Origin of the sequence: Acinetobacter sp. P1332, assembly GCF_044057475.1 — a bacterium.
Classification (GTDB): Bacteria; Pseudomonadota; Gammaproteobacteria; order Pseudomonadales; family Moraxellaceae; genus Acinetobacter; species Acinetobacter johnsonii.
On the sequence record NZ_CP171157.1, the window covers coordinates 295,740 to 318,768 of the forward strand.

Below are 23,029 nucleotides of genomic sequence, written 5' to 3' on the forward strand. Positions count from 1 at the left end.
ACGTTTGGAGAATAGCAGAATGGACGAGCCTGGTTTAGAGCATAGTCACCACCTGCTGTCGTCCAATGCGCTGCCAGGGCAAACCCTGGATCAATGCCTGTAACTGTTCCGGACTGAGGGCTACGGTTTCACCCTGATGAAGCTGAACCCAGTGGAATTTTCCCTGTTCCAGCCGCCGGGCACACAGCCAGATACCCAATCCATCATGTACCAGCAGTTTCATGCGATGGCCACGTTTATTACAGAACAGGTAAGCGCAATGCGGTTTGATGTAGCCAAAGGCTCTCAGTACCTGAGTCATGACAGTATCCATACCTGCACGCATATCCATCGGCTGGGTAGCAAGCCAGATTTCATCAATACGGATCATTGAGTCCAACCCTGGATCAGCACCAGTAATTCAGTTACTGACTCCACCGGCCAGTCGATCTCGATCATCTGACCCCTTACGGAACCTGGTTCCTCATGTAGTGGAATCCTAATATGAGCGACAACTTTCTTCTCTGGTACAGGTGGCGGAGGTGCTTCTTGTCTGACTGGAGTCGGGTGAAGAATGACGGGAAGGAAGTCGGTCTGTGGAATAGATGGGGGTGTTAATGATGGAACCATTGATCTGGACTGACGAATCCATTTATGCAACAGATTCGCATTGACCTGATGTTGCATTGCCACCTTGGCCACTGATGTGTCTGGCTGCTGACATTGCTGAATAAGTTGATGTTTAAATTCAGCCGTGAAGGTTCGACGGGGCTTTTTTAGGGTTGGTGTGCTGTCTATAACTGTCTTTAAATCCATAAATAGGTGTCCACTTAAATTTTAGTGGACACTATCGCGGTATTAATGAGTTAGAAAAAGTGGGGTTCAGCGGACGCTTACCTTCAAAGTCTAAACAAACACGCTCAAACACTTCACGCATTGTTTCAAGCATTGCTTTGGTAAAAACATCTCTACGATATTTAGCGACAAAGACTAAATGAACGTGCATATTAAAAACACAATGACGACCTGTTCTAATCTCTTGACTATTGCTCATAGACCAAATATATTTTAGTAATGAAAACACTTAAATTACGAATAAAAGACAAACATTGCAAGATGCTAGACCAACTAGCAGTAGAGGTGAACTTTGTTTGGAATTATGTCAATGATTTGTGTTTCAAGCACCTACAACGTAAACAACAATTCTTTTCAGCATACGATATTGCTCAATACACGAAAGGCACATCAAAAGAATGTAACTTACATAGCCAAACCATACAGGCAATTGCAGAAGAATTAGTTACACGAAGAAAGCAGTTTAAAAAAGCCAAGCTAAAATGGCGTGTCAGTAACAACAAATCTGCAAGACGCTCATTAGGCTGGATACCTTTTAAGAAAGTAGCCATTAAATACGCCGATGGCTATGTGCAATATGGCAAGCACCAATTCAAACTATGGGACAGCTACGGACTAAGCAAATACAACGTCAAAACAGGCTCATTTGTAGAAGACAGTCGTGGACGTTGGTATGTTTGCCTTGTGGTTGATGATATTCAACAAGTTAAAGCTATAGCTAAAGGCTCAATTGGCATAGACTTGGGTTTGAAAGATTTAGCCACTTGTTCAGATGGTGTGAAACTCGAAGCTCCTAAAATCTATCGCCAATATGAGGAAAAACTTGGCATTGCTCAAAGAGCAAAAAATAAGAAACGTGTCAAAGCGATTCACGCCAAGATTAAAAATATACGCCAAAATATGTTGCATCAATTCAGCCATAAACTGGTGAATGCACATGCAGCAATCTTTGTTGGCAATGTGAATGCTAAAGCATTAGCACAAACTAGATTAGCGAAGTCAGTGTTAGATGCCAGTTGGACAACACTAAGAACCATGCTCAAGTATAAATGCGAGAACGCAGGAGTATGGTATGGAGAAGTCAACGAAGCCTATACGACCCAAACATGTTCGTGCTGTGGCTCACGCTCTAGCAGTCCGAAAGGTAGAGCAGGTCTTGGAATAAGAGAATGGCAGTGTATGGAGTGCGGTACGCTCCATGATCGGGATATAAATTCCGCACTGAATATTCTTGCGCTCGGACATGAGCGTCTCGGAGGAGGAATCCCGGTTCTTTAGGTCTGGGAGGATGTCAACAAGAATATAACCAAGCCTTTGGACAGTATTGGAAAAGCAAAGCTGGGCAGGAGGTCAACTTTAAACAGTCTCATGGTGGATCGGGCAAGCAAGCACGTGCCGTTGCAACGGGTCTCCAAGCAGATGTGGTGGCCTTGGCCAATGATATTGATGAAATTGTGAATACTGGGCAAATTGATAAAAACTGGCAAAAAGAATTTCTAAATAATTCTGCACCTTATACTTCAACCATTGTTTTTTTAGTGCGTAAAGGTAATTCAAACAAATTAAAGACTGGAATGATTTAACCAAGCTGGGGGTGAGATCATTACCTCAAATCCAAAAACAAGCGGTGCGCCGCGTTGGATCTATTTATCTGCTTGGGGGTATGCGTTAAAACAACCTGGAGGTAATGATGCTAAAGCCAAAGAATTGGTGAAAAACTGTATCAAAATGTCAAAGTTCTTGATTCAGGCGCGCGAGGTTCATTGACCACGTTTGCTGAACGGGGCATAGGTGATGTGTTGTTGTCTTGGGAAAATGAAGCTTTTCTGGCAACTCAAGGCCTAGGTAAAGACAAATACGATATTGTTTATCCGTCTATTTCGATTTTAGCGGAGCCGTCAGTTGCGATTGTAGACAAAACCGTGGACAAAAATGGCAATCGAAATTTGGCCAAGGGCTATTTAAACTATCTGTATTCGCCAAAAGGGCAGGAGTTGGCGGCGAAGCATTTCTTCCGTCCACGAAATAAACAAGTGGCGAACAAATACCTTGCGCAATTTCCAAAACAAAAAACCTTTAATATTAATGATGTCTTTGGAGGGTGGGCCAAAGCGCAGAAAACTCACTTTGTAAATGGTGCGATCTTTGATCAAATTTATACTGAAAAATAAACGTGCTGCGGTTTAATGAGATCACGTTCGGACATAAAAGTGGATATACGCATATCCACTTTTATTATATTTTAAGCATAAAAATGCATATAATAAGAATAAGTAAAGTGTTTGCTATTATTTTAAATAAAAACAATTCATTAAGTCTTAGTGATGTAAAAATAATGTGTATTTAAAAAACAAAAGCGAATTGCGATTTATGATTTTGTTTCATATATTTAGCATAATTCTTGATATTTAATTTAATACGCTATGAAAACGCATTTGAAATCTCTCTGGGCTGCTGCCGTAGTGGCAACAGGTCTGACATTCAGTATGACATCAGCTCAAGCAGCTGACCGTACTATGCTCAATGTCTCCTATGATGCAACACGTGAATTTTACGATGAGTTCAATAAATCCTTTGGTGCTTATTGGCAAAGTCGTACAGGACAAACGGTTGACTTTAAACAGTCACACGGGGGTTCAGGTAAACAAGCCCGTTCGGTCGTGGATGGTCTAAAAGGGGATGTGGTGACCTTGGCCTTAGCCAATGACATTGAAGAAATTGTCAAATCAGGTCAAATTCAGCCGGGTTGGCAAAAAGAGTTCCCAAATAACTCTGCACCTTATACATCGACCATTGTGTTCATGGTACGCAAAGGCAACCCGAAAAAAATTAAGGACTGGTCTGATTTAACCAAACCGGGTGTACAAATTATTACGCCTAATCCTAAAACAGGTGGTCTACCACGTTGGGTGTATCTGTCTGCTTGGGGTTACGCACTGAAACAACCTGGTGGCAATGAGGCCAAAGCCAAAGAGTTCGTAGGTAAAATGTACCATAACGTGAAAGTCATGGACTCTGCGGCACGGGCGTCTATGACCACCTTTGCAGAACGTCGCATTGGTGATGTGTTATTGACTTGGGAAAATGAAGCCTTAGTGACACAAAAAACTTTAGGTAAAAATCAGTTCGATATTGTTTATCCATCGATCTCGATTTTAACCGAGCCTTCGGTGGCAATCGTGGATAAGACCGTGGCGAAAAATGGCAACAAGTGGTTAGCACAGGGTTATATCAACTATTTATATTCACCACTGGGTCAGGAAATGGCGGCGAAACACTTCTATCGTCCACGTAATGCTGCGGTTTTAGAAAAATATAAAGCGCAATTTCCACCGTTAAAAACCTTCACCATTGATGAAGTGTTTGGTGGTTGGGCCAATGCTCAAAAGACCCACTTTGTGAATGGAGCGACTTTCGACCAAATCTATAATAGCCGTAAATAATCCAGTTAATTATTTCAGCTGCTGCTTACAAAGCCTCCCTTGGGAGGCTTTTTTGATAATGAATGCCGTTTAAAAACGGTTTTGTCTATGAAAAGTAATATTTCCCTACAAAAAGTCGTTTGGAGCTTTGTTAAAACAAGGTAATAATGTGCAGTTACATTTTTCCTTCCGATCATATTGAGTCTTTATGTCGCATATTTCTGTATTACTTCACGAAACTGTTGATGCTTTGGTAGCAGATCGCAATACAGGGATTTTCATTGACGGGACGTTTGGTCGTGGCGGACATACGCGTTTGCTGTTGTCTAAGCTAGATGAAAATGCACGTGTCTATGGTTTTGATAAAGACCCGCAAGCACTGGAAACAGCCGCGATTTTAGAACAAGAAGATCCACGTTTTAAAATTATTCATGCCAGCTTTGCTGACCTTAAACATGAGTTAGAAGTACGCGGCATTGGCTTGGTCGATGGGGTTATGGCCGATCTGGGCGTGTCTTCACCGCAGCTTGATCAGGCGGAGCGTGGTTTTAGTTTTATGAAAGATGGACCACTGGATATGCGTATGGACAATTCAAAAGGTCCAACCGCAGCGCAGTGGTTGGTTAATATTGAGGAAGAGGCGTTAGCCAATATTATTTTTCAATATGGTGAAGAGCGTTATAGCCGTCGTATTGCCAAAGCGATTAAAGCGGCCGGATTGATTGAAACCACAGCGCAGTTGGCTGAAATTGTGAAAGTAGCGCACCCGAAATGGGAAAAAAATAAACATGCCGCAACACGAACTTTCCAAGCAATTCGTATTGCCATTAATAAAGAATTAGAAGATATTGAAGTTTTCCTACCGCAAGCGGTAGACGTATTAAAACCGAATGGTCGCTTGGCTGTGATTAGCTTCCATTCCTTAGAAGATCGATTAATTAAACAATTTATTCAAAAAGAGTCGACACTTGAGGAAGATATGGGTTGGGGTATGCCACAACAACGACCAGATACGCGTCGTTTAAAGAAAGTATCACGTGTGAAAGCAAGTGATGCAGAGGTTAAAGCTAATCCACGTTCACGTAGTGCATGGCTTAGAGTTGCAGAGCGCTTAGCACTTAAAGGCGAATAATGAAAACTGAAGTCGTTGAAAAAATTCCAACAAAGTTAAAGTTTAAGAAGTTGATTGCCTATGTCATTTTATTGGTGCTGGTGTTTATCAGTGCCATGATGGTGGTGTTCCAAGTGTTTGAATACCGTCATGACTATCGCGAAATGAGCTCTTTTATGCGCGAGCGTGATGACTTAAATGCAGAGTGGGGCCGTTTGCTGATTGAACAGCAAACTTTTGGCGCAACTGCACAAATTGGAACGCGCGCGGTGACGCAACTGCGGATGTATTCACCACCTGCGGCGCAAACCGTAGTGATTTCTTTACCCACGACTTCAGAAGACAAAAAATAAGGCCGCTGTAACATGGTAGAAAAGCGTAAACCCACTCGTAAAAAACAGCAAGCGGTGACTGAAAAATCGGCTCTACAGGTTGAAATGTGGCGCTTTTATCTCATGTGGGCGGTGGTTTTAGCCTGCTTTATTGCTTTGGTTGGACGTGCTTTTTACGTACAAGTCATTAATACCGAATTTTTGCAAAATAAAGCCAATGCCAATATTTTAAGAACTGAAAAAATTAAGGCCATGCGCGGTGTGATTTATGACCGTCATGGTGTGCCTTTGGCGATCAGTACGCCGATTATGAAAGTGGTGATTGACCCACGTGATTATTTTGATAATAAAAAACTATTTGATGAAATTACCGCTGAATTAGCCAAAGATCCACACAATCGTAAATTGAAGCGTCAATTACCAGACAAAAATCTAAATCTGGATGAACTGGCTGATGCCGTGGGCATGGATCGTGCGGAACTGAAGCGGAAACTCAATGAACGTCCGCGTTCGCGCTACTTGGTTTTGAAAAAAGAAGTGCCACCTCAGCAAGCCGAACTGATTGCAAAACGTGAGTTCCAAGGTGTGTATACCGAAAAGAACTACAAACGTTACTATCCGCAGCCACAACCGAATGCGCAAATTATTGGTTTGACCAACAGTGAAGGTTCGGGCATTGAAGGTTTAGAAATGCAGCTGAATCAACGCTTGTCGGGTATTGATGGTGAGCAGCAAATTGTTCGAGATAAAAAGGGCAATCGTTTTAAAGATGCCGAGGTGGTTAAAGAAGTTGAGCCGGGCGAAAATATTACGCTCAGTATTGATTCGCGCCTTCAGTACATTATGTACCGTGAACTGACCGCTGCGGGTGTAGCCAATAATGCTCGTTCTGCCACAGCAATTGCGGTCGATGTGAAAACGGGTGAAATTTTAGCGATGGCGTCGTGGCCGTCGTATAACCCGAACGATAAAAACAGTTTGTCCAATAAAGACGCCATGCGTAACCGTGGTGCGGTTGACTCTTTCGAACCGGGTTCAACCATGAAGCCTTTGACCATTTCAATGGCCTTGGAAAGCGGCAAATACATGCCGAATACTGTGGTTAATACCACTCCGGGTTCGATGCGAGTCGGCAACCACACCATTCGAGATACACATAACTATGGTCCACTGACTTTGGGTGGAATTATTCAAAAATCGTCTAACGTGGGTGTGGCTAAAATTGCTTTGTCTCTCCCTTATGCAACTTTACCGACTTTTTATAAACGTCTCGGTTTTGGTCAGCGTTCAGCTGTTAAATTCCCGGGTGAAAGTGGTGGTTTAATTCTTCCACCAAGTAAATGGAATGTATCGGAAGTGGCGACCATGGCGTATGGCTATGGCTTAAATGCGACTGTGCTGCAAATGGTGGATGCTTATGCCATGTTGGCTAACAAAGGTGTGAAAATGCCTTTGAGTTTGTATAAGTTAGATGCGCCTCCCCGTGGTGAACAAATGATTGATCCAAAAATTGCGGATCAAGTTTTGTTGATGATGGAAACGGCAACCTTACCGGGTGGTACCGCGACTCGTGCAACCATTCCGGGTTACCGTGTAGGTGGTAAAACAGGAACCGCGCATAAGTTACGTGCTGACCGTAAAGGCTACTCAACCAATGAATATCGTGCACTTTTTGCCGGTGTTGCACCAGTCAGCGACCCGCGTTTAGCGATGGTGGTTGTGGTCGAAAACCCGCAAGGGACCTACTATGGTGGTACGGTGTCTGCGCCTGTATTTGCCCGTGTTATGCAAGAATCCTTACGTTTAATGAACGTGCCTTTAGATAAACCTTTAGATGCTCCTGTAATCAAGAGATAGGTGATGAATGTCCATTTCATTTCAACAACTCTACACCGCTAACTTAAGCGCTGAATGGATGGCACAGCCATTTCAAGGTTTTGTTCTTGATAGTCGTAAAGTACAGGCAGGGCAAATTTTTATTGCGCTGACATCACTTTCACAACCTGAGAAAACAGAGCAGTTTGCGCAAATAGCCTTGGACAAAGGGGCTTTAGCAGTGGTGAGTGAAACTGAGCTTGCACTTGCAAACAGTATTGTGGTGCCGAATGTGCGTCACTTGATGGGAGGCTGGCAAAAGCAATTTTTGTTGGCCACTAGCCAAGTACAGCCTGCTCGTATTTTAGCGGTGACAGGAACCAATGGTAAAACCACCATTTCTCGTTTAGTCGCAGAACTGTTGATGCTACAAGGCAAATCATGTGCGGTAATGGGCACGACAGGTAATGGCATTTTGCCCAATTTAGAAGCATCGTCGCATACCACCTTGGATGCGCTGCATCTACAAAATGCACTACATAGCTATGCCAAGCAAGGTGCTGAATTTGCATCGATTGAAGCCTCTTCACATGGTTTGGAACAAGGCCGTTTAGCGGGCAGTGAAATTGAAATTGCTGCATATAGCAACTTAAGTCGCGACCATTTGGACTACCATGGCACGCTTGAGGTCTATGCCGAAGCTAAATCTCGCTTATTTCAATTTCCATCATTGAAAGTTGCAGTCATCAATCTGGATGATGAGCATGCTGGAGTCATGATTCAAGCGGCACAAAATAATCCAGCCCAACCGAAAATTTTAACTTATTCAACCACGCAGCCTGCAGACTATCTGGTAAAGAATATTCAATATAGCCTGACGGGTGCAAACTTTAGCTTGTGTACGGCACAGGCCGAATATCAGGTACAGAACCCATTATTGGGTCATTTTAATATTGAAAATTTGGTCGCCAGTTTAATTATGGTTGAACAAGCGGGTTTTGATTTAGCCGATGTGGTTGCTACAACAGCACAGCTCAAGGGTGCGCCAGGTCGTATGCAAGTGATTCGTGATGATGCGCGTTTGTTTGTGGTTGATTATGCGCATACGCCTGATGCCCTGGTGCAAGTCTTAAGTACGTTGAAGCGCCATGTGGAACAGCAACTCTGGGCAGTATTTGGCTGTGGTGGAGACCGCGACCGTGGCAAACGGCCACTCATGACCCAAGCAGCATTAAACGGAGCAGATGTGGTGTTGTTGACTTCAGATAACCCACGTACAGAAAATCCTGAGCAAATTTTTGCCGATATGAAAGCGGGGATTGATTTCTCAAACCGTGTGGTTCATGAAATCCATGATCGTCGTGAAGCGATTAAATTTGCCGTTCAACAGGCCCAAGCGGGTGATATTGTCGTGATTGCAGGCAAAGGTCATGAAAACTATCAAGAAATAGAGGGTGTTCGGCATTGGTTTGACGATGTCGTCGAAGTGCAATCCGCGATTGATACACAGCACCACACTACTGATTCTGCTTATCCTGCACACTAAGGAAGTCGTATGCATACCTCAACAACAAGCACAGTGCCTTTAGTGTCATGGACCGCCGCACAGTTGCTCGAAGCTACCCAAGGTTATTGGCTAAATGATCAAGCGCCAAATACTGAAATTAAACGCATTTTGACGGATTCACGTGATGCAGAAGCAGGAGATGCTTTCTTAGCACTCAAAGGCGAACGTTTTGATGCACATGCTTTTATTACGCAAGTTGCTGAACAAGGTTGCCAAGTGGCCATTGTGAGTCAGCCTATAGATGCAGAGGTTTGTCAGTTGGTGGTGCCCGATACACGTTTGGCATTGGGACAACTGGGGGCTTATCGCCGTGCACAAAACCCACAGCTAAAAGTGATTGCGCTGACGGGTAGTAGTGGTAAAACCACCACCAAAGAAATGTTAGGCAGTATTTTGTCACGTATAGCACCAACGTTGGTGACCCGTGGCAATCTGAATAATGACTTGGGTGTGCCAGTCATGTTATTGGAATTACATCCAGAGCATCAATATGCAGTGATGGAGTTGGGTGCAAGCCATCAAGGTGAAATTGACTATACTTCGAATTTGGTCCAGCCCTTGGTTGCAGGCATTATCAATATTGGTACAGCACACTTGGGTGAGTTTGGTGGACGCGATGGCATCTGCCGTGCTAAGTCTGAGATTTATGCGCATATTGCTCCAAATGGCACATCAATTGTTCCTGCAGCCGATGATTTTGCCGATAGCATTCGCCAAGCAGTGCAAACTGAACAGGTGCTCAGCTTTGGTGCGGGTGGTGAAATCTTTGCCACTGAGATTGAGTTACAGGCACAATCTGCAACGTTTAAGCTAAATACCCCGCAAGGCGTGCGTCAGGTGAATTTACCATTTGCTGGGGAGCATAATGTTCAAAATGCAACTGCTGCGGCAGCTTTTGCTTTAGCGATTGGTATTAGCTTGGATGATATTGTGCTTGGCCTTGAGCAAGCGGTCGGTGCAAAAGGGCGTTTGAACTTTATTCAACAAGGCCGTCATTTGTTGATTGATGATACCTACAATGCCAACCCAACCTCTATGCGTGCCGCTGCTGAAGTGCTTGCACAGCAAGAGGGGGTTCGAGTGATGGTGATGGGTGATATCGGTGAGCTAGGTAGCTCTGCTGCACAGCAGCACTATATGCTGGGGCGCGATTTGGTCTCAGTGAAAGGGCTGAACTTCGTGGTGGCTGTCGGTGAATTTGCACCTGCGGCACAAGAAGGTGCACGCAGCACCCAATATGGCAAAAAAATGCAGGCTTTTTTAACTCAAGAGCAGGCTTTGCCGTTCTTACTCAGTTTAATTGAAACACATCAACCCCAGTCTATGAGTTTCCTGTTTAAAGGTTCTCGTTATACCCATATGGAAACGTTGATGGCTGATTTGATGGAGAAACTCTAAATGTTGTTATGGTTGTTTGAACAACTGGCGGGCTACCATAGTTCGTTTCAGGTGGTTCGTTATTTAACATTGCGTTCTTTGCTCAGTGTTTTAACCGCACTGACCATTGGTCTAGTGCTCGGTCCTGTGATGATTCGCAAGTTGCAAGCACTCAAATATGGTCAAGCCGTGAGTTCATATGCTCCTGAAAATCATGCCAAAAAAATGGGCACACCAACCATGGGTGGTGTGTTGATCTTACTCTCAATTGGTATCTCCACACTGTTGTGGGCAGATTTATCCAACCCTTATGTATGGATTGTCTTGGCAGTGATGGTGATTTTTGGTGCAGTGGGTTGGGCCGATGACTGGATCAAGATTCGCTATAAAGACAATGCAGGCTTACCTGCCCGTAAAAAGTTCTTTTGGACGTCGCTTGCATCATTGGGCGCAGGTATTGCGCTATATGTAATTGCGCAACAACAGAGCAATCCTGTGCATACCGCAAATATGCTGGATCTGCTGATTCCATTTTTTAAAGATTTAAGTATTCCTTTGTCGGTGATTCCGCTGGGTATTGGTTTTATCATTTTCACCTATTTGGTCATTAATGGTGCATCAAATGCCGTGAACCTGACCGATGGTTTGGACGGTTTAGCGATTATGCCTGTAGTGCTGGTTGCAGCGGGTTTAGGTGTATTTGCATATTTGGCTGGTGATGTCCGTTTTGCCAATTATTTACATATTCCTTATGTGCGCTTTGCTTCTGAGTTGGTGGTGGTTTGTGCAGCCATGATTGGCGCGGGTCTAGCCTTCCTTTGGTTTAATGCACACCCTGCACAGGTCTTTATGGGCGATGTGGGTGCATTATCATTGGGCGCAATGCTCGGTACAATTGCGGTCATGGTTCGTCAGGAAATTGTCTTTGCTATTATGGCTGGTGTGTTTTTGGTCGAAGCGATTTCAGTCTTTTTGCAAATTGGCTCCCTCAGAATGCGCAATAAACGGGTATTCCTAATGGCGCCATTACACCACCATTATGAGAAAAAAGGCTGGCGTGAAACCCAAGTGGTGATTCGTTTTTGGATTATCACAATTATGCTGGTAGTTTTAGGGCTAATGACCTTAAAATTGCGTTAAGCAAAAAGTATGAAAAGAGTCGGCATTTGCCGGCTTTTTTTATGCCTGAGGTAATGTCTTGGAGAAAATAATGAATCTGCTCATGTGTCCTGTGTGTCGTGAGGCTTTAACTTTAAACGAAAGAACATGGCGCTGTGCGAATTCACATGGTTATGATGTGGCGAAACAAGGCTACGTCAATCTGCATGTCGTTCAACATAAGCACAGCAAAAATCCGGGGGATACGCCTGAGTCGGTGCAAGCCCGCCGTGCTTTCTTAAGTGTAGGTCATTACGCGCCTTTACAGCAAGCAGTGGTCAATAAGGTACGTGAGTTACGCATTGAAAATTTACTTGATATCGGCTGTGGAGAAGGCTATTACACAGATGCGATGCAGGCTGAAGTGCTGCAATGCCTCGGTGTGGATATTGCAAAAAATGCAGTGCAAGTGGCTGCGAAAATCAATAAAAATATCACATGGGTGGTGGGTACAGGAGCAACTTTACCCGTGTTGGATCAATCGATTGATCTATGTAGTAGTTTGTTTAGCCCGATTCCAAAACAAGAGATTTTAAGGGTGCTCAAACCGCAAGGATATTTGTTGGTGGTGACGCCTGCGCCTCAGCATTTGTATGCCATGCGTGAGGCTTTGTTCGAAGAGGTGAAGCCGCATGAACCGAGCAAATTTGTAGAGCAGTTGAGTGATGCGTTTGATTTGGTGAGTGATGATGTTGTTGATGCTGATCTTAAGCTTAATCAGCAGGACTTAAAAAACCTGATTGCGATGACGCCTTATGCCTATAAGGCGAAACAAGAACGCCGTGAAGCTTTAGAGGCTCAAACAGCTTTTGAACTACACGCCCAGTATCAAATTTTACTGTTTCAGAAAAAAGCATAAGTATAAAAAAGCCCGCAGATGCGGGCTTTTATTATTGGACTTGATCAATCAAATGATCGAGCGCATCCGATTTAGGTTTTGGTTGTTCTTTGGGTGCTTGCATTGTGGGTGGGGTGCTGTTCTTTGGAATCAACGTTTCCTCTTCACCCGGCAAATCATCAAAGTCACGCTCAGGAGCACGTGGAACCACCACCGGTGCAGGGCGATACAACGGCTGCGCCAAAGGTGGGGTTAGCCCTAAGTTGCTCTGAGGTGTTTCTTTCTGATGGCGTTGAATTGGCGCTTTGGCTTTGGCATCGAGTTGAACCCACGCCGAAGGCGTGCCTTGTAAGGCTTTGGCCATGAAGTCCGTCCAAATTGGAAGCGCAGCCACACCGCCGTATTCGCGGCGTCCTAAAGTTGTTGGTTGGTCGAAACCAACCCACGCTACAGTCACCAATTTGCCATTAAAGCCTGCAAACCAAGCATCTTTTGCATCATTGGTGGTTCCTGTTTTACCGCCCAAGTCATCTCGTCCAATACGCAGCGCAGCACGGCCTGTACCATGTTGAATCACGTCTTTTAAAATATTCGCCATATCATAAGCAGAGCTAGATTTTAAAATACGTTGTGCTTGACGATAGTCACTGTTGATCTCAACAGGATTTGCCGATTTTTCAGTAGGGTTTAGATCTTGGTTAGTGACTTCAATGACTTCATCATCAGGTGTAATGGTGTCAGCAGACTGAGGATTTGATTCTTGTTGAGAGATACAACTGATACATGCATATTCAGGGTTGTTCTGATAAATGACCTTGCCATAGGCATCTTCAATACGATTGATGAAGTGCGGTTGAATACGATAACCGCCATTGGCAAAGGCTGAGTATCCAGTAGCCATTTGAATCGGTAAAACCTGAGGTGTTCCGAGTGCAATGGTGTAGTTACGCGGAATCTGTTCATCGGTTAAGCCGAAGTCCAAGAACAATTGGCGTGTCCGTTCAATGCCCACAGTTTGTAAGAGTCGAACTGACACGGTATTACGCGATAAATAGAGTGCACGACGCAATGGAATCATGCCTAAATAGCGACCATCAGCATTACGCGGTGACCATTTCCCAATGGTGATCGGGCTGTCATTGACCATGCTATACGGTGTCATACCGCGCTCTAAAGCGAGTGCATAGACAAAGGGTTTAATAATCGAACCTGGTTGGCGCCAGCCTTGTGTGGTTCGGTTAAATTTAGATTGATAAAAATTATAACCACCAACCAATGCTTCTACAGCGCCATTGTTTGGGTTAAGTGCAATCAGCTGACCCTGAACTTTAGGCAGTTGCACCAAAGCCCATGAGGTTTTGTTGTCATTGGGGCGCAGACGTACAATGTCTTTTACTTTAACAATCTGAGATGCTCTTGATGGTGCACCGCCTACGGCATTCGCGTTGCGATAAGGACGTGTCCAAGACATGCCAGACCATGGTACGGTTACCGTTGAGCCATCTTGCATTAAAGCATCAAAACTATTTTGATTGACACGGGTAACTTCGGCAGGGAAGGTGTTGGCAAATGCACTAAAGCTACTTAAGGGTTTGTCATGAGCTTCCGCACCACGCCAACCATGACGACGGTCATAGGCTTCTAAACCATCTTGTACCGCTTGTTCGGCATAGGCTTGGCGTTCACTGTTGATGGTGGTGTAAACCTTATAACCAGAGTCAATCGCGTGCTCGCCGAACTTTTCAATCAGTTCGCTACGGACCATTTCACCGATGTAGGGAAATCGGTTGCTTACCCCGCGGTCAGGCATATCGAGGTTAATTGGTTCTGCAATGCCTTTTTCATATTGGCTTTGGTTAATGTAGCCTAGCTGGAGCATACGACCCAAAATCCAGTTACGACGTTCTAAAGCACGTTCGGGGTTGACCACTGGATTGTATTTAGAGGGCGCTTTAGGCAGACCTGCAATCATCGCCATTTGCGCAATGCTGAGTTCGTCTAAGCTTTTGTTGTAGTAAATTTTAGCTGCCGCTGCGATACCGTAGGCATTTTTCCCCAAGAAAATCTTATTAACGTAGAGGGTTAAGATTTCCTCTTTCGTCAAATTTTGTTCAATTTTACGGGCGAGGAAAACTTCTGTGAGCTTACGCTTTAAGGTACGTTCGGGGCTTAAATAATAGTTTTTTGCCACTTGCATGGTAATGGTCGAGCCGCCGGTTTGTACATTAGAGCCAGTAATACTTTCGCTCACGGCACGACCTAAACCTTTAAAACTAATACCACTATGTTCAAAAAATGAAGAATCTTCCGCTGCTAAAAAGGCATGAATAAAACTTTGTGGGATCTGATCGTAATCTACGGGTACAGATAGCTTGCCACCGTATTCCGAAATGAGTTGGTTATCCGCACTATAAACTTGTAAAGGTTTTAGTAATGGCGCCTTTTTTAGCGTTGTCATTTGCGGCAAAGATGGGGCAATATAGAGATACATGCCATAAAAACCCATTGGAATTGAGACCAACATTATAATAATGATCAAAAAAAATGGATGAACACGGCCCGAACAAGATAGCTTTTTCATAACAAGTAAGTTTTAATAAGAGCTAATGGCAAACTAATTAGCGGTCAGTATATCCTGTACACATACGGAATGTTAGATGAGTTATTGTATCCGTATAAAATTATAGACGCAGACTAATTAGTGGGTTACTTTTTTTGGGGATAAAAAAATAATAGGAATGATACTGTGCTCAGGTTATATCGTAAGCCAAGTAAGGGGTTAATAGGAGTAGATATTAGTTCGACTTCTGTTAAGGTATTGGAACTTTCTGTTAAAAACAATCGGTATTGGGTGGAGAGCTATGCACTAGTCCCATTACCAGAAGGAAGTGTGGTCGAAAAAAATATATTGAATCCAGAAGCAGTTGGTGATGCCCTTGAGCGTGCGGTAAATTTAGCCAATGTTCAATCGACAGACGTAGCACTGGCAGTTCCGACTTCCATGGTGATTACTAAAATCATTGAAATGGATGTCGATATGAACGATGACGAACGTGAAATTCAGATTCGTGATGATGCTGAGCAATATATTCCATTCCCATTAGATGAAGCGAGTTTGGACTTTGAAGTCCTTCCAGACCGTTTAGCCAATCCCAATCGTGTCAATGTACTCCTCGTTGCAACCCGCATTGAAAATGTAGAGGCACGTGCCGAAGCATTGGAATTAGGTGGTTTAACGCCTAAGATTGCCGATGTTGAAAGTTTCGCCATTGAAAATGCATTCAAAGTCTTTTCAGATACGCTTCCAATGGGTGTAAACACCGTTGGGATTCTGGACATTGGTCACACCATGACGACCTTATCTGTCATGCAGAATAATAAAGTCATTTATACCCGTGAACAGGTGTTCGGTGGTAAACAACTGACGCAAGAAATTCAAAACCGTTATGGTTTGTCTTTTGAAGAAGCTGGACGTGCCAAAAAAAGCCGTACTTTGCCTGACGACTATGATATTGAAGTACTTGAACCTTTTCTTGAAGCTGTGGTGCAACAAGCAGCACGTTCTTTGCAGTTCTTTTTTTCGTCCTCTCAATTTAATGAGATCGACCATATTTTATTGGCAGGGGGGAATGCCAATATTCCAGGACTGGCGAAGTTATTACAACAAAAATTAGGTTATCGGGTCACTATTGCCAACCCATTTTTACAGATGGGCTTTTCTCCACAAATCGACATTAAAAAAATTGAAAATGATGCTTCATCACTCATGGTGGCATGTGGATTGGCATTGAGGAGTTTTGATTAATGGCAAAAATAAACCTACTCCCTTGGCGTGATGCGTTAAGAGAGAAACGAAAAAAAGAATTTATTGCCTATTGTGTTGGGGCTGCATTAGTTGGGGTTTTAGCTGTTGCTTTGGCTTGGTTCTTTTACAGTCAAAAACTTGAAGATCAAGAGCAAGCCAATCAGTTGGTGGTGAGTACAAATCAAAACTTAGATGTTCAATTAAAGTCATTGGAAGGTCTGCAAGAGCAGCGCAATGCGATTGTTGAACGGATGAAGTTGATCCAAGGCTTGCAAGGTCAACGTCCTGTGGCTGTGCGTTTAGTCGATGAAATGGTGCGTGTTACACCGAGTAATATGTATATTACTAAGTTTGTGCGTACGGGTGATAAATTTACCATTGAAGGGAAAGCGGAAAGCCCGAATACAGTTGCGGAATTCTTACGTAACCTAGAAGCATCGGCGTGGTATCGCAATGCCTTTATGAATTCATTCTTTGTTGCTGAAGAGAAAAAAGATAAAGCACCAAGTTCCATTGTGCCGCGTGTTGAAGAAACCTATGGCACCTTTGTGGTCACGGCAGATTTAGATGAGATTGCTCAGCCAGTAGCGCCTGATGCGACCACACCTGAAGCAGCAAGTACAGTTAATAATTCAACAGCGGGGGCAGCACAATGAGTCGCGATGAATTTGAAGAATTAACATCAGAAAACCATGCTGTAACCAAGAAAAAAATGACGGTTGATAAATTTTTTCAACAGTTTAATACCCTAGATCCAAACAATTACGGTAGTTGGCCGTTTTCAGTCAAATTGACTTGTTGGATCTTTATCATTTTAGTGATTGGGGCATTGGGTTATTTTGTCGTGATTAAGCCGAAGCTTGATGCGATTTCAAATGCACATGCACAAGAGCAAAATTTACTGAATGAGTTTCGTGAAAAAGATTCAAAATTACGTAATTTGCAGCAATATCAAGCGCAATTGCAAGAAATGGAAGCCAATTTTAATCAGCAGTTAGAACAGCTGCCGAAAGAAACTGAAATTCCTGGCTTGGTTGAAGATATCAACGTGAGCGGCGTAAATTCTGGATTAAAGTTTAAAAATATTCGTTTAGAACCAGAAATTCGCCAAGAGTTCTTTATCGAACAGCCGATTTCCATTGAAGCGACTGGTGATTATCATTCTTTTGGTTCATTTGTCAGTGGAATTGCAGCTTTGCCGCGTATTGTGACCTTGCATGACTTCGATATCTCAGCATCAAGTAATAATGAGAAAAAGACGGATATTCCGCAAATTTCATACAGTGTAAAGGCTAAAACTTACCGCTATGTCGGGGCGACAGCTGCTGCAAGTGTGGAAAATACAGCTAAAGCAGATGCAGGAGGTGCTCAGTAATGAAATATCAAAATCTCATGCTTAGTCTCTGCGTTGGACTATTCCTTGTCGGTTGTGATTCACGTATTGATGCGGTCAATATGCAAATGGCTGAAATTCGCAATCAGCCACCATTGCCGATTGAGCCTGCGCCAGATTTTCCACCTGTACCGACTTTTAATTATGCCGCACATCAATTAAAGAGTCCGTTTATGCCAAGCTCATTGGCAGCTGAATTGAAAATTATGGCTGGAAAGCGTGTTTATCCAAACTTATCTCGCCAATTACAACCTTTGGAAAGTTATGCGATTGAATCGCTTAACATGAAAGGTAGTATGCGCGGGCAAAATGGACAAATTTTGGCGTTGATTCAAACACCTGATGGTGAAATTGAACGCGTGCAGCGTGGTAGTTATTTGGGGATGAATCATGGTCGTGTGATTAATATCACCGCCACACAAATTGATTTGATTGAAATTATTCCGGATGGGCGTGAGGGCTATGTCGAGCGCCCGAGAAGCCTAGTATTAATTGGGCCGGCGCCTTAAAAAAGGAAAAGGAATAAAAATGAATAATAGTGCTAAAGATTTTATATTTGGGGATGGCAATACGATGAACCATATGTTCCGTCAGTTTTCAATGGGTGCAATTGCAATGGCGGTGATGCAGGCTGCAAGTGCGCAAGTCAGTATTACGAATATTGTGCCGATGCAAATTCCGGGACAGGGAACAGAAATTCGTGTCATGTTCAACGGTTTGCCACCACAGCCGCAGGCCTATCAGTTGGAACAGCCATCCCGTTTGGTTTTAGATTTTGATAAAGCACAGCAGAGCTTAAAACAAGGCAGTATTGCAGTGGCAACGGCTGAAGCTAGCACTGTGGATGTGACTTCAGATGCACAGCGTTCACGTTTAACCGTAAATTTGGCTGATGCCGGTGCATTTACTACACGTGTTGAAGGTAATACCTTTATTCTGAAAATTAACTCAGTGAACCCAGCGCTAGCAACACCTGTTGCTGCAGCGCGTTCAGAGCAAGGTATTTCAAATATTGGATTCCAACGTGGTTCAGACGGCGAAGGCCAAGTTGTCATTGATTTAAAAGGTAGCAATACCCCTGTCGATGTGAAACAACAAGGTAGTAAAATTGTGGTGCGCGTTTTGGGGAATAAAATTCCTGCCCACTTATCGCGCCGTCTCAATGTGAATGATTTCGCAACGCCTGTATCGACCATCGATGCACAAAACGATGGCAGTAACGGCCTGATCACGATCCAATCGAATGGCAGTTTTGAATATATGGCTTATCAGGCTGAAGATAAGCTCACCATTAGTTTAAAGCGTCCTGAAGATAAAAATCCAATGAAGCCTAAAGCACCAAGTGCTTATACAGGCAAAAAGATTTCTTTAGATTTTCAAGATATTGAAGTGCGACGTGTATTACAGCTCTTGGCTGATTTTACAGGCATTAACATGGTGGCTTCTGACACTGTACAAGGTAATATTACCTTGCGCCTGAAGGATGTTCCGTGGGATCAGGCGCTTGATATCATTATGAAAACCAAGAACTTGGATAAACGACGTAATGGTAATGTAATTTGGATTGCTCCTGTAGCTGAACTGATCAAATCTGAGGATGATGAAGCTAAAGCCATTGCACAAAGTATTAAACTTGCACCGATTCAAACCGATTATATTCAGTTGAGCTATGCGAAAGCTGCTGATATTTTAAAATTGCTAGAAGATTCTCGAAATAGCAAAGGGGCGGCATCCAACGGTACGGCTGGCACAGATTCACTAGCTTTAGAAAGCTTATTGAGTTCACGCGGTAGTGTGGTTGCCGATTTACGAACCAATACTTTAATCGTAAACGACACATCGCAGAACATTGATAAGATCCGCCGGATGATTGACTTACTTGATGTTGCAGTGAAACAGGTGATGGTTGAAGCCCGTATTGTAACTGCACAAACAGATTTCTCTCGCGAATTGGGAATTCGTTGGAGTGCGCAAAAACTCAATAACAATCCTGTGTGGGGTGGGGATTTCCAACCGAGTTTTGATTTAGGAGTAGATTTGGCAACGGGTACGGCGGGAACGTTTAACTTTGGTTTGTTAAAAATCTCAGACTATATGTTGAATCTTGAGTTAACTGCGCTACAAGCAGATGGTCATGGTGAAGTTTTGTCGGCGCCTAAAGTACTTACTGGTGATAAACAGAAAGCCTATATTCTACGTGGAGATCAAATTCCTTATCAAACGTGGAGTGCGGATACAGGAACAACAACTAGTTTTGTTGATGCGAATTTGAAGTTGGAAGTCACGCCAAGTATTACACCTGATGGTCGCGTACAAATGTCGCTAAAAATTGAAAAAGATACAGTTGGTACACTAACATCAGCAGGGTATTTAATTAATACAAATGAACTTGAAACTAATGTTTTGGTTGATGATGGTGAAACAGTCGTACTTGGCGGTATTTTTGATGACATTAAGCAAAATCAATATGAGAAAGTTCCATTTTTTGGGGATTTACCTGTAGTGGGTGCTTTATTTAAAAATAACACCAAATCTAGTGCGCAAACTGAGTTATTGATTTTTGTGACACCACGAATTGTTAATGACAGTGTTTCAAGAAATCATTAATATATTTTCAATTTGAACAAATCTAAAAGGTGACTCCTTGCCAAGCAAAGAGTTTGAAACCCTACCAAATATTTATTTGGTAGGGCCTATGGGGGCTGGAAAAACAACGGTAGGACGACATTTAGCTGAACTGTTAGGTCGTGAGTTTCTTGATAGCGATCATGAAATTGAGCGTAAAACAGGGGCAACGATTCCATGGATCTTTGAAAAAGAGGGAGAGCTTGGGTTTCGTAGTCGTGAAACGGTTGTGATTGATGAGTTAACCTCTCGACCCAACTTGGTTTTGGCCACAGGTGGTGGGGCGGTGACTCAGGCTCCAAATCGTGCATTTCTCAAACAACGAGGTATCGTTGTTTACCTTTATACTCCTGTAGAGATTCAACTGCAGAGAACCTATCGTGATAAAAATCGCCCACTGCTTCAAGTGGAGAATCCAGAGCAAAAGTTACGTGACTTACTCAGCGTTCGAGATCCTTTATATCGTGAAGTTGCTCATTATATTATCGAGACCAATCAAGGGGCTGCACGTGATCTTGCGCAGCGTATCTTAAACTTGATTCTTGTAAAGTAGTTTTGATTCAGTTTTGAAGTGATTTGATCCATGCAAACCTTATATGTTGAACTTGGCGAACGCCGTTACCCGATCTTTATTGGTAGTGATTTAGATCCGAAAGCTTTACTTGAGCCGTATATTCATGGGCGTCAAGTGATGATTGTGAGTAATGAAACGATCGCACCTTTGTATTTAGCCCGTTACGTGGCAGCAATTGAAGCGTTGGGAAAAACAGTTGCAACCTGTATTTTGCCTGATGGTGAAAAATATAAGAATATTGAGCACCTCAACCTGATTTTTGATGCATTACTAGAATCAGGTTTCAACCGTGATTGCACAGTTTTAGCTTTAGGTGGTGGCGTGATTGGGGATATGGCGGGCTTTGCTTCGGCATGCTTCCAGCGTGGAGTCTATTTTATTCAGGTGCCAACGACACTTCTTTCCCAGGTTGATTCGAGTGTCGGTGGTAAAACAGGGATTAATCATCCGCTGGGTAAAAACATGATTGGGGCGTTTCAACAACCGCAAGTGGTCTTGGCGGATATGTCTCAACTTAAAACGCTGCCACCACGTGAGTTATCCGCAGGTTTAGCAGAAGTGATTAAGTATGCACTCTTGGGTGATGCTAATTTTCTCGCTTGGTTGGAACAACATATGGATGCTTTGGTGCAAGGGGATGAAGCTACACTGGCTGAAGCTGTGTATCGTTCTTGTGCCCATAAAGCGCGTATTGTTGCCAATGATGAAAAAGAACAAGGTGAGCGTGCTTTATTGAATCTTGGGCATACCTTTGGACATGCGATTGAATCTTATCTAGGCTATGGTGAATGGCTCCATGGTGAAGCTGTGGCAACAGGTATGGTGATGGCAGCAGATCTATCGCAGCGTATGGGATGGATCAGTGCAGAAGATTTGACGCGTACAAAAAATATCATTCAACGCGCGAATTTACCGATAGTATGTCCGCATATTCCCCTTGATGAATTTTTGGCGTATATGGCTCATGATAAAAAAGTCTTGAACGGGCAGCTTCGTTTGGTTTTGATGCAAGCGGTAGGGCAGGCCATCATTACCAGAACATTTGATGTAGAATTGATGAAACAGGCGATTTTAGCCAACCAAGAGCAGGCATAACTTTATTATGGCAACAACCCTTCGAACCCAGTGGCAGACAAAGCAAAATTATATTTGGCTTGCATTCGGAGGGGTATGCTTGTTTGGCGCCTTAGTCTTTTGGGCCATTACAGATCAAGAGACTGTGGTTGAAGTTGAAAAAAAAGCTGAATCTGAAATTGAGTTACAAATTCAGCCAGAAAAAGTCGCAACAACCGCACATTTAGGTTCATTCCTCGATGAAGTAAAACCTTTGGATATGACGACACGTGCTGTAGCAATCGCGCAGCATGAAGCTGAATTCCGTGGGACCAAATTTATTCAGGAAAATAAAAAGAACAGTACAGTTGAACTGTTTAGAGTCTCAGAAGAGGCGATTATTAAGCGCTTTTTGCAAAGACAATCTGATCGTCAAGCGTTTAGTTACTTAAGACTGACGGGTGAAAACCAAATTGAGCAATATGTGCTGATCTATGGTGTGTATAAAAATGCCAATGAGGCGCAAAAGGCATTGGCGGATTTAAAACTGACGTTGCCGAAGTCGGTGCAACCCAAAGTTGAAAAAATTGAAAGCTATGCTGAATATGTCAATGACCTCGGTTCTGATGAACTTGGCCTTAGCAATAAGCTCTATGCTGTGCAGTTGAAACCAGCCGCTGTGCCCGTGATTGATGAAACCACGCTTGCTGCGCGTCAACAAGCGGCACGTGCAGCAGTTGCACAAAATAAACAATCGACAACATCGACGACGGTTACTCGTCGTGATGCGGATGGAAATGTGGTTGATGTGCAAAAGTCACAAACAACCGTAGAGAATGCGCCACAAAATAAAACAAATGAACCTGAAGTGACTGACCCCTTTAATTAAAATTGGTTCATTATGGCGCATCAAAAAATGTAAATTTCATATACGCACAAATATGGTGCAATAAATGGATTGTCTTTGAACTAAATTTTTACGTAAAAAAAACAAACCTAATAAAACTAAAGCGCTTAACACATAAAATAAATAATTGGCATAAAACTTGCTTTAATGGTGCATGAATTGAGTTGATGTCACTGTTTTGGCGCAAAAAAGATTCGATTTATGAGCGAAATAGTAGC

General features: G+C 43.2%; 20 protein-coding genes and 2 pseudogenes. 18 read left to right on the forward strand and 4 right to left on the reverse strand.

Annotated elements, in window-relative coordinates; all coding sequences use genetic code 11:
* Positions 1-34: 34 nt before the first annotated feature.
* The 3 genes and pseudogenes from tnpB to ACFN7Z_RS01345 form a co-directional block, all read right to left on the reverse strand.
* A complete protein-coding gene (gene tnpB, locus ACFN7Z_RS01335) occupies positions 35-370 on the reverse strand; it encodes an IS66 family insertion sequence element accessory protein TnpB (RefSeq protein WP_004691523.1) in 336 nt (111 codons plus the stop codon).
* A complete protein-coding gene (tnpA, locus tag ACFN7Z_RS01340) occupies positions 367-795 on the reverse strand; it encodes an IS66-like element accessory protein TnpA (protein WP_395442443.1) in 429 nt (142 codons plus the stop codon). Before tnpA ends, tnpB begins: the two co-directional genes overlap by 4 nt.
* Before the next feature lie 76 nt (positions 796-871).
* Positions 872-1,033 (reverse strand): annotated as a pseudogene (locus tag ACFN7Z_RS01345) (transposase); the annotation flags it as partial.
* 20 nt (positions 1,034-1,053) lie between these two features.
* On the opposite strand from ACFN7Z_RS01345, the gene ACFN7Z_RS01350 reads away from it, so the two are divergent.
* The 10 genes and pseudogenes from ACFN7Z_RS01350 (at position 1,054) to ACFN7Z_RS01395 (ending at position 12,475) form a co-directional block, all read left to right on the forward strand.
* The gene (locus ACFN7Z_RS01350; protein WP_005401363.1) at positions 1,054-2,112 is read left to right on the forward strand and encodes an RNA-guided endonuclease TnpB family protein; all 1,059 of its coding nucleotides are present in this window, start codon (positions 1,054-1,056) and stop codon (positions 2,110-2,112) included.
* Positions 2,113-2,114: 2 nt separating this feature from the next.
* Positions 2,115-3,005 (forward strand): annotated as a pseudogene (locus ACFN7Z_RS01355) (sulfate ABC transporter substrate-binding protein).
* A 252-nt stretch (positions 3,006-3,257) separates the two neighbouring features.
* Positions 3,258-4,277: a sulfate ABC transporter substrate-binding protein gene (locus ACFN7Z_RS01360; protein ID WP_039890570.1), complete on the forward strand. Its 1,020-nt coding sequence runs from the start codon at positions 3,258-3,260 to the stop codon at positions 4,275-4,277.
* 187 nt (positions 4,278-4,464) lie between these two features.
* Positions 4,465-5,388: a 16S rRNA (cytosine(1402)-N(4))-methyltransferase RsmH gene (gene rsmH, locus ACFN7Z_RS01365; RefSeq protein WP_058951622.1), complete on the forward strand. Its 924-nt coding sequence runs from the start codon at positions 4,465-4,467 to the stop codon at positions 5,386-5,388.
* Positions 5,388-5,720: a cell division protein FtsL gene (gene ftsL / locus ACFN7Z_RS01370; RefSeq protein WP_004691506.1), complete on the forward strand. Its 333-nt coding sequence runs from the start codon at positions 5,388-5,390 to the stop codon at positions 5,718-5,720. The genes rsmH and ftsL overlap by 1 nt, the downstream gene beginning before the upstream one ends.
* 12 nt (positions 5,721-5,732) lie before the next feature.
* Positions 5,733-7,556 carry a penicillin-binding protein PBP3 gene (ftsI, locus tag ACFN7Z_RS01375; protein WP_010327652.1) on the forward strand — a complete coding sequence of 608 codons (1,824 nt, stop codon included), beginning with the start codon at positions 5,733-5,735 and terminating at the stop codon, positions 7,554-7,556.
* A 7-nt stretch (positions 7,557-7,563) separates the two neighbouring features.
* Positions 7,564-9,060 carry a UDP-N-acetylmuramoyl-L-alanyl-D-glutamate--2,6-diaminopimelate ligase gene (locus ACFN7Z_RS01380; RefSeq protein WP_395442447.1) on the forward strand — a complete coding sequence of 499 codons (1,497 nt, stop codon included), beginning with the start codon at positions 7,564-7,566 and terminating at the stop codon, positions 9,058-9,060.
* 9 nt (positions 9,061-9,069) lie between these two features.
* On the forward strand, positions 9,070-10,479 hold the full coding sequence (gene murF / locus ACFN7Z_RS01385; RefSeq protein WP_005401358.1) for a UDP-N-acetylmuramoyl-tripeptide--D-alanyl-D-alanine ligase: 1,410 nt from the start codon (positions 9,070-9,072) through the stop codon (positions 10,477-10,479).
* Complete coding sequence (mraY, locus tag ACFN7Z_RS01390) at positions 10,480-11,598, forward strand: phospho-N-acetylmuramoyl-pentapeptide-transferase (RefSeq protein ID WP_130235301.1); 1,119 nt, start codon at positions 10,480-10,482, stop codon at positions 11,596-11,598.
* Positions 11,599-11,668: 70 nt separating this feature from the next.
* Complete coding sequence (locus tag ACFN7Z_RS01395) at positions 11,669-12,475, forward strand: putative RNA methyltransferase (protein ID WP_333654030.1); 807 nt, start codon at positions 11,669-11,671, stop codon at positions 12,473-12,475.
* Positions 12,476-12,506: 31 nt separating this feature from the next.
* Here the strand turns inward: ACFN7Z_RS01395 and ponA are convergent, their stop codons facing one another.
* On the reverse strand, positions 12,507-15,035 hold the full coding sequence (ponA, locus tag ACFN7Z_RS01400) for a penicillin-binding protein PBP1a (protein ID WP_395442452.1): 2,529 nt from the start codon (positions 15,033-15,035) through the stop codon (positions 12,507-12,509).
* A gap of 165 nt (positions 15,036-15,200) precedes the next feature.
* Here ponA and ACFN7Z_RS01405 point away from each other — a divergent pair, with 165 nt between their 5' ends.
* The 8 genes from ACFN7Z_RS01405 (at position 15,201) to ACFN7Z_RS01440 (ending at position 22,793) form a co-directional block, all read left to right on the forward strand.
* Positions 15,201-16,259 (forward strand): pilus assembly protein PilM, encoded by a 1,059-nt coding sequence (locus ACFN7Z_RS01405; protein ID WP_395442454.1) that lies wholly within the window; start codon positions 15,201-15,203, stop codon positions 16,257-16,259.
* Positions 16,259-16,915, forward strand: a complete 657-nt coding sequence (locus ACFN7Z_RS01410) for a PilN domain-containing protein (RefSeq protein ID WP_395442456.1) — start codon at positions 16,259-16,261, stop codon at positions 16,913-16,915. The genes ACFN7Z_RS01405 and ACFN7Z_RS01410 overlap by 1 nt, the downstream gene beginning before the upstream one ends.
* Positions 16,912-17,634 (forward strand): type 4a pilus biogenesis protein PilO, encoded by a 723-nt coding sequence (locus tag ACFN7Z_RS01415; RefSeq protein ID WP_004691497.1) that lies wholly within the window; start codon positions 16,912-16,914, stop codon positions 17,632-17,634. Before ACFN7Z_RS01410 ends, ACFN7Z_RS01415 begins: the two co-directional genes overlap by 4 nt.
* A complete protein-coding gene (locus ACFN7Z_RS01420) occupies positions 17,634-18,161 on the forward strand; it encodes a pilus assembly protein PilP (protein ID WP_094148569.1) in 528 nt (175 codons plus the stop codon). The genes ACFN7Z_RS01415 and ACFN7Z_RS01420 overlap by 1 nt, the downstream gene beginning before the upstream one ends.
* 19 nt (positions 18,162-18,180) lie before the next feature.
* A complete protein-coding gene (pilQ, locus tag ACFN7Z_RS01425) occupies positions 18,181-20,259 on the forward strand; it encodes a type IV pilus secretin PilQ (RefSeq protein WP_395442458.1) in 2,079 nt (692 codons plus the stop codon).
* A gap of 88 nt (positions 20,260-20,347) precedes the next feature.
* Complete coding sequence (locus ACFN7Z_RS01430; RefSeq protein WP_249303512.1) at positions 20,348-20,830, forward strand: shikimate kinase; 483 nt, start codon at positions 20,348-20,350, stop codon at positions 20,828-20,830.
* Between the two features lie 30 nt (positions 20,831-20,860).
* On the forward strand, positions 20,861-21,946 hold the full coding sequence (aroB, locus tag ACFN7Z_RS01435; protein ID WP_395442460.1) for a 3-dehydroquinate synthase: 1,086 nt from the start codon (positions 20,861-20,863) through the stop codon (positions 21,944-21,946).
* Positions 21,947-21,953: 7 nt separating this feature from the next.
* Positions 21,954-22,793, forward strand: a complete 840-nt coding sequence (locus tag ACFN7Z_RS01440; protein ID WP_395442462.1) for a hypothetical protein — start codon at positions 21,954-21,956, stop codon at positions 22,791-22,793.
* Positions 22,794-23,029 lie beyond the last annotated feature (236 nt).

Excerpts from the sequence above, each read along its gene's own strand:
- tnpA (WP_395442443.1), bottom strand. The coding sequence starts at position 795 with ATGGATTTAAAGACAGTTATAGACAGCACACCAACCCTAAAAAAGCCC.
- murF (WP_005401358.1), top strand. The coding sequence starts at position 9,070 with ATGCATACCTCAACAACAAGCACAGTGCCTTTAGTGTCATGGACCGCC.
- ACFN7Z_RS01440 (WP_395442462.1), top strand. The coding sequence starts at position 21,954 with ATGGCAACAACCCTTCGAACCCAGTGGCAGACAAAGCAAAATTATATT.
- ACFN7Z_RS01410 (WP_395442456.1), top strand. The coding sequence starts at position 16,259 with ATGGCAAAAATAAACCTACTCCCTTGGCGTGATGCGTTAAGAGAGAAA.
- rsmH (WP_058951622.1), top strand. The coding sequence starts at position 4,465 with ATGTCGCATATTTCTGTATTACTTCACGAAACTGTTGATGCTTTGGTA.
- mraY (WP_130235301.1), top strand. The coding sequence starts at position 10,480 with ATGTTGTTATGGTTGTTTGAACAACTGGCGGGCTACCATAGTTCGTTT.
- ACFN7Z_RS01420 (WP_094148569.1), top strand. The coding sequence starts at position 17,634 with ATGAAATATCAAAATCTCATGCTTAGTCTCTGCGTTGGACTATTCCTT.
- ponA (WP_395442452.1), bottom strand. The coding sequence starts at position 15,035 with ATGAAAAAGCTATCTTGTTCGGGCCGTGTTCATCCATTTTTTTTGATC.
- pilQ (WP_395442458.1), top strand. The coding sequence starts at position 18,181 with ATGAATAATAGTGCTAAAGATTTTATATTTGGGGATGGCAATACGATG.
- ftsI (WP_010327652.1), top strand. The coding sequence starts at position 5,733 with ATGGTAGAAAAGCGTAAACCCACTCGTAAAAAACAGCAAGCGGTGACT.
- tnpB (WP_004691523.1), bottom strand. The coding sequence starts at position 370 with ATGATCCGTATTGATGAAATCTGGCTTGCTACCCAGCCGATGGATATG.
- ACFN7Z_RS01360 (WP_039890570.1), top strand. The coding sequence starts at position 3,258 with ATGAAAACGCATTTGAAATCTCTCTGGGCTGCTGCCGTAGTGGCAACA.
- ACFN7Z_RS01430 (WP_249303512.1), top strand. The coding sequence starts at position 20,348 with ATGGGGGCTGGAAAAACAACGGTAGGACGACATTTAGCTGAACTGTTA.
- ACFN7Z_RS01380 (WP_395442447.1), top strand. The coding sequence starts at position 7,564 with ATGTCCATTTCATTTCAACAACTCTACACCGCTAACTTAAGCGCTGAA.
- ACFN7Z_RS01350 (WP_005401363.1), top strand. The coding sequence starts at position 1,054 with ATGAAAACACTTAAATTACGAATAAAAGACAAACATTGCAAGATGCTA.
- ACFN7Z_RS01415 (WP_004691497.1), top strand. The coding sequence starts at position 16,912 with ATGAGTCGCGATGAATTTGAAGAATTAACATCAGAAAACCATGCTGTA.
- ftsL (WP_004691506.1), top strand. The coding sequence starts at position 5,388 with ATGAAAACTGAAGTCGTTGAAAAAATTCCAACAAAGTTAAAGTTTAAG.
- aroB (WP_395442460.1), top strand. The coding sequence starts at position 20,861 with ATGCAAACCTTATATGTTGAACTTGGCGAACGCCGTTACCCGATCTTT.
- ACFN7Z_RS01395 (WP_333654030.1), top strand. The coding sequence starts at position 11,669 with ATGAATCTGCTCATGTGTCCTGTGTGTCGTGAGGCTTTAACTTTAAAC.